Origin of the sequence: Streptomyces sp. JB150 (genome assembly GCF_011193355.1) — a bacterium.
Taxonomy (GTDB): Bacteria; Actinomycetota; Actinomycetes; order Streptomycetales; family Streptomycetaceae; genus Streptomyces.
The window spans coordinates 7,312,277-7,318,937 of sequence record NZ_CP049780.1; the positions used below are offsets into that span (position 1 = coordinate 7,312,277).

The following is a 6,661-nucleotide window of genomic DNA, read 5'->3' on the forward strand; positions in this document are numbered from 1 at the left end:
CCGCCCCGTCCGCCGGTCCAGGCCGTCCCTCCCCCTCCCCCCGACCGACCTCCCCGACCGACCTCCCCGACCGACCTCCTCCGAAAGGACCTCCGTGGTCACCGCAGCACAGCAGCAGACCGCGTCCGCCCCGGACGCCTCCCGCACCTTCCCGAAGGGCTTCCTGTGGGGTGCCGCGACCGCCTCGTACCAGATCGAGGGAGCCGCCCGCGAGGACGGCCGCACCCCGTCCATCTGGGACACCTACGCCCGCACCCCGGGCCGGGTCCGCAACGGCGACACCGGCGACATCGCCACCGACCACTACCACCGATGGCGCGAGGACGTCGCCCTCATGGCCGACCTCGGCATCGGCGCGTACCGCTTCTCCCTCGCCTGGCCGCGGATCCAGCCCACCGGCCGCGGCCCCGCCGTGCAGAAGGGCCTCGACTTCTACCGGCGACTCGTCGACGAGCTGCTGGAGAAGGGCATCCGGCCCGTCGCCACCCTCTACCACTGGGACCTGCCGCAGGACCTGGAGGACGCGGGCGGCTGGCCGGAGCGCGTCACCGCCGAGCGGTTCGCCGAGTACGCCGCCCTGGCCGCCGACGCCCTCGGCGACCGGGTGCGGACCTGGACCACCCTCAACGAGCCGTGGTGCAGCGCCTTCCTCGGCTACGGCTCCGGCGTCCACGCCCCCGGCCGCACCGACCCCGTCGCCGCGCTGCGCGCCGCCCACCACCTCAACCTCGCCCACGGGCTCGCCGTACAGGCCCTGCGCGACCGGGTCCGCGCCGACGCCCAGTGCTCGGTCACCCTCAACATCCACCACGTGCGCCCCCGCACCGGCAGCGAGGCCGACGCCGACGCGGCCCGCCGGATCGACGCCCTGGCCAACCGCGTCTTCACCGGACCGATGCTGCGCGGCGCCTATCCGGAAGACCTCCTCAAGGACACCGCCGGGCTCACCGACTGGTCCTTCGTGCGCGACGGCGACCTGAAGACCGCCCACCAGCCGCTCGACTTCCTCGGCGTCAACTACTACACGCCCACCGTCGTCTCGCGGGCCGACGGCAGCGGCAGCCACACCTCCGACGGGCACGGCCGGAGCGCGTACAGCCCGTGGCCGGGCGCCGACGACGTCGCCTTCCACCAGCCGCCGGGGGAGACCACCGCCATGGGCTGGGCGATCGACCCGACCGGCCTGTACGAGCTGCTGCGCCGCCTGTCCTCCGACTTCCCGCGGCTGCCGCTGATCATCACCGAGAACGGCGCGGCGTTCCACGACTACGCCGACCCCGAGGGCAACGTCAACGACCCGGAGCGGATCGCGTACGTACGCGACCACCTTGCCGCCGTGCACGAGGCGATCAGGGACGGCGCGGACGTGCGCGGCTACTTCCTGTGGTCGCTGCTGGACAACTTCGAGTGGGCCCACGGCTACAGCAAGCGCTTCGGCGCCGTCTACGTGGACTACCCGACCGGCACCCGCATCCCCAAGGCGAGCGCCCGCTGGTACGCCGAGGTGGCCCGCACCGGCGTCCTGCCCGGCGCCTGACCGGGCTCCGGGCCCCGACCCCCTCGGGTGCCCGACGCCTGACCCCGCCCGGTGCGGCACCGCGCTCCACCCCGCCCCCCCGCTCGGTGCCGCACCCGCCCGCCGGCGATCACAGCAGTCGCCCGCAAACCGGGCATAGTGCTAGAAATGGGACATGATCGGTCCTTCCCGCCGGTCCCGGACGAGAGCGGCGCCGCTGGGCGAAGGCCGCCCCGCCGGCTCGTCCCGCCGCCCAGGGGCGCCGCATGACCCCGGACGGCGCCTGTCGCCGTCCCTGAGCGTGCGCACGCTCGCCGCGCAGGTCTTCCTGCTCCAGGTCCTGATCATGCTGGTGCTCGTCGCCGTGGCCGTCGCGGCCCTGGTCGTCCAGGGGCGGTACGGGGCCGAGCGGGGCGCCGAGAACCGCTCCCTCGCCGCGGCGGAGGCGTTCGCGCACGCCCCCGGTACGGCCGCCGCGCTCCGGTCGGCCGATCCGACGGCACGGCTCCAGCCCGGCGCGGAAGCGGCCCGGCGAGGCTCCGGCGTCGACTTCATCACCGTCCTCGACCCGAACGGCGTACGGCTCACCGACCCCCGGCCCGAGTTGATCGGCACCGTAGCGGAGGGCGTGGAGCGGGCCGCCCGGGGAGAGACCTTCACCGAGACCTTCCGCGGCGACCCCACCGACGCCGTGCGCGCCGTCGTACCCGTACGCGACTCCGGCGGGCGCGTGGTCGGCATGGTCAGCGCCGGCATCCAGTTCGACACGCTGGGCCAGGTCTTCGACCAGCAGGTCCCCATGATGCTCGCCGCCGCGGTGGGCGCGCTCGCGCTCTCCACCGTCGGCACCGCCCTGGTCAGCCGGCGGCTGCGGCGGCAGACACACGGCCTGGGCCCCGCCGAGATGACCCGGATGTTCGAACACCACGACGCCGTGCTGCACGCCGTACGCGAGGGCGTCCTGATCGTCGGCGACGGACGCCTGCTGCTCGCCAACGACGAGGCCCGCAGGCTCCTGAACCTCCCGGAGAACGCCGACCGGCGACCGGTCACCGAACTCGGCCTCAGCCCCGCCCTGACCCGGCTGCTCGGGTCGGCCGAACCCGTCTCCGACGTGGTCCTCCCGGCCGGTGAGCGGCTGCTCGCGGTCAACACCCGGCTCACCGAGCCCTACGGCGGAGAGCCCGGCCTGGTCGCCACCTTCCGCGACACCACCGAACTGCGCGCCCTGTCCGGCCAGGCCGAGGTGGCCCGCGGCCGGCTCACCCTCCTGTACGAGGCGGGCGTACGCATCGGCACCACCCTGGACATCCGGCGCACCGCGGAGGAACTCGCCGACGTGGCCGTCCCCCGCATGGCCGACTTCGTCACCGTCGAACTCCTCGACTCCGTCCTGCGCGGCGAGGAGCCCACCGGCGCCGTCCGGCGGATGCGGCGCACCGCGCTGAGCGAGTCCCGGGCCGGACATCCGCTCCAGCCGGTCGGCGACCTGATCCAGTTCGTGGTGGCCGACACGCCGATGGTCGCGGCGCTGGAGCGCGGCAAGGCCGTGCGCGTCGCGGACCTGACCAGCGCCCACGACTGGCGGGCCCACGACCCGGCGGGCGCCCGCCAGGCACTGGAGTACGGCATCCACTCGCTGATCACCGTCCCCCTGCGGGCCCGGGGCGTGGTCCTCGGCATGGTCAACTTCTGGCGCGGCGCCGGCGCACCGCCGTTCGAGGAGGAGGACGTCGCCGTCGCCGAGGAACTGGTGGCCCGCGCCGCCGTCGCCATCGACAACGCCCGCCGCTACGCCCGCGAGCACACCCTGGCCGTCACCCTGCAGCGCAGCCTGCTGCCCCGGGACGTCCCCGAGCAGGACGCGCTGGAGATCGCCTGGCGGTATCTGCCCGCCCAGGCCGGGGTGGGCGGCGACTGGTTCGACGTCATCCCGCTCCCCGGCTTCCGGGTGGCCCTGGTCGTCGGCGACATCGTCGGCCACGGGCTGCACGCCGCGGTGACCATGGGCCGGCTGCGGACCGCGGTGCTGAACTTCTCCTCGCTGGACCTCCCGCCGGACGAACTGCTCAGCCACCTCGACGAGATGGTGATGCTCCTGGACGCGCAGACGTCGTCGGAGGGCCACAGCGACGGCGCCCCCGTCACCGGCGCCACCTGCCTGTACGCCATCTACGACCCGGTCGCCGGACGCTGCACCCTCTCCCGCGCCGGGCACGTCGCACCGGCCGTGGTCGACCCCGAGGGCGCGGTGACCTTCCCCGACCTCCCGCTCTCGCCGCCCCTGGGGGTCGGCGGGCACCCCTTCGAGGCCGGCGAGCTGGACCTGCCCGAGGGCAGCCGGCTCGTCCTCTTCACCGACGGACTGATCGAGGACCGCGGCCGTGACATCGACGAGGGCCTGCGGCTGCTCCGCGCGGCGGTGGCCGGCCCGGACCGCACACCGGAGGAGACCTGCGGCACCGTCATGGACACGATGCTGCCCGGCCACCCCAGCGACGACGTCGCCCTGCTGGTCGCCCGCACCCGGCTGCTCGACTCCTCGCGGGTCGCCGCCTGGGACGTACCGTTCGACGTGACCGCCGTCTCCCGGGTCCGCGCGGAGGTGAGCCGCAGGCTCGGCGACTGGGGCCTGGAGGAGCCGGCCTTCACCACCGAACTCGTCCTCAGCGAACTCCTCACCAACGCGATCCGCTACGGCGCTCCCCCCGTGCACGTCCGGGTGATGCTGGGCCGCACCCTCGTCCTGGAGGTCTCGGACGGCAGCAACACCTCCCCGCGCCTGCGCCGCGCCGCCACCACCGACGAGGGCGGCCGCGGCCTGTTCCTGGTCTCCCAGTTCGCGGACCGCTGGGGCACCCGCTACGTGGCGAAGGGCAAGGTCATCTGGGCGGAACTCACCCTGGGCCGCGCCCCGGAACCGGACCCGACCGTGCTGATGGACGAGCTGGCCTGGTGAGCCGGTGGAGGGGCCGGGCTGGTGCCGGGCTGGTGCCGGGCTGGTGAGCCGGCCGCGCCCGCTGTGCGTTCGTGTGGGAAAACTTCGCCTTTCGTGAAGGCGCACCACCGTTGACGCGCTCGTGTCCCGTGCCTACCTTCCAAGAAAGCGCTTGCCCGCTCCTCGGGCCACCGTTTCTCCAGCGTGAAGCCACCAGACAGCAGTCTGCTTCGTCATGCCTGAAAGCAGTTAGAGAAAGGGCTATCCCACATGCGATTACCCGGTCCCCAGCCACCACCGGACGACACGCGAGACTCCGCCTCCCTCAGCCGCCGCAGGCTGCTGACAGGCACCGCCGCCACCGCGGCCGTCGCGGCCCTCCCGGCCCTCGGCGGGTCCCCGCCCGCCGCGGCCGCCACCCCGCCGGAGCAGGCCCGGCTCGCCGCCCCGGCGGCGCAGAGCGCCGACGGCTTCGCGGGCGTCGCCGCCCTCGGCCTGACCGGCACCACCGGCGGCGCCGACGGCCCCGTGGTCACCGTCACCGACGCCGAGACGTTCCTGGACTACTGCGACCGCACGGAACCGTACGTCATCCAGGTCTCCGGCACCCTGCGCATCACCAGCAAACAGGGCGTCCGCTCCCACAAGACCATCGTCGGACTGGGCACCGACGCGGAGATCACCGGCGGCGGCCTCGACATGTACCGCAGACAGAACGTGATCATCAGGAACCTGCGGTTCACGGACGCCGAGGACGACGCGATCAGCATCCAGCAGTCCTCGCACCACATCTGGATCGACCACTGCACCTTCAGCTCGGGCGCGGACGGCCTGATCGACATCGTGCGCGGCGCGGACTACGTCACCGTGTCCTGGAACCACTTCCACGACCACAGCAAGACCATGCTGATCGGCCACTCGGACGCCAACGGCAGCCAGGACCGCGGCGCGTTGCGGGTCACCTTCCACCACAACTTCTTCGACGGCACGGCCCAGCGCCACCCGCGTGTCCGCTTCGGCGAACCCGTGCACGTCTACAACAACTACTACCGCGCCAACACCCTCTACGGCGTGGCGTCCACCGAGGACGCGGGCGTGCTGGTGGAGGCCAACCACTTCGAGAACGTCGCCCACCCGGTCTACTCCGGCTACGACGAGAGCGGCCCCGGCCGGGTGGTCGAACGCGGGAACGTCTACGTGAACTGCGGGAGACCCGAGACGCTCGGCACGGTCGTGGAGCCGCGCACCTACTACGCGTACACCCTCGACGCCCCCGCGAACCTCCCCGCCCTCGTGCCCGCCGGTGCCGGCGCCGGCCGCATCTGAAGGAGCCTTCCGTGCCAGAAGTCCCCCCGATCACCCGCCGCGGCCTGCTCGCGGGCACCGCCGCGGCCGCCGCCTCCGCCGCCCTCCTGACCGCCGGTACGGCCTCGCGCGCCCGGGCCGCCACCCCCGTGGCGGACACCGCGTCACCGGCCCGGCTCGCCGCCGTGGCGGCGCAGAGCGCGGACGGGTTCGCGAGTGTCAGCGCGCTCGGCCTGAACGGCACCACGGGCGGCGTCGCCGGACCCACCGTGACCGTGACCACCGCAGCCCAGCTCGCCGACTACGCCGGCCGCAACTCGCCGTACGTCATCCTCGTCTCCGGGCGCATCCAGCTCGGCGGCATGGTCACCGTGGTGGCCGACAAGTCGATCCTCGGCATCGGCTCCACCGCCGAGATCACCGGTGGCGGTCTCCAGCTCGGATCGACGACCCGGCCCGGCAACAACGTGATCATCCGCAACATCCGCTTCACCCGCGCCTCCGACGACTCCGTCAGCGTCACCAACCGCGCCCACCACGTCTGGATCGACCACTGCGACTTCTCGCAGGGCTACGACGGACTGCTCGACATCAAACGGGAGTCGGACTACGTCACCGTGTCCTGGAACCACTTCCACGACCACAGCAAGACGTGCCTGCTCGGCCACAGCGACAGCTACACCGCCGATCGGGGCAAGCTGCGCGTGACGTACCACCACAACTTCTTCGACGGCACCGACCAACGGCACCCACGCGTGCGTTTCGCGGAGCCGGTGCACGTCTACAACAACTACTACCGTGCCAACCGGCTCTACGGCGTGGCCTCGACGGAGAACGCGGGCGTGCTGGTGGAGGGCAACTACTTCGAGAACGTCGCCCACCCGATCTACTCCGGCTACGAC

4 protein-coding genes are annotated in these 6,661 nt (G+C 73.1%); all 4 read left to right on the forward strand.

Going from position 1 to position 6,661, the window contains the following annotated elements; all coding sequences use genetic code 11:
• Positions 1-94 precede the first annotated feature (94 nt).
• Positions 95-1,537, forward strand: a complete 1,443-nt coding sequence (locus G7Z13_RS33245; RefSeq protein WP_166004463.1) for a GH1 family beta-glucosidase — start codon at positions 95-97, stop codon at positions 1,535-1,537.
• Between the two features lie 325 nt (positions 1,538-1,862).
• Entirely contained in the window at positions 1,863-4,475 is a 2,613-nt protein-coding gene (locus G7Z13_RS33250) for a SpoIIE family protein phosphatase (RefSeq protein ID WP_240926559.1), read from the forward strand.
• A 249-nt stretch (positions 4,476-4,724) separates the two neighbouring features.
• Positions 4,725-5,780, forward strand: a complete 1,056-nt coding sequence (locus G7Z13_RS33255; RefSeq protein ID WP_166004467.1) for a right-handed parallel beta-helix repeat-containing protein — start codon at positions 4,725-4,727, stop codon at positions 5,778-5,780.
• A gap of 11 nt (positions 5,781-5,791) precedes the next feature.
• Positions 5,792-6,661, forward strand: an 870-nt coding sequence (locus tag G7Z13_RS33260; protein ID WP_206313185.1) for a right-handed parallel beta-helix repeat-containing protein, incomplete at its 3' end; no start/stop codon positions are given.

Bases quoted from the DNA above. Each gene is read 5' to 3' on its own strand.
- G7Z13_RS33250 (WP_240926559.1), top strand. From the start codon at position 1,863: ATGCTGGTGCTCGTCGCCGTGGCCGTCGCGGCCCTGGTCGTCCAGGGG.
- G7Z13_RS33255 (WP_166004467.1), top strand. From the start codon at position 4,725: ATGCGATTACCCGGTCCCCAGCCACCACCGGACGACACGCGAGACTCC.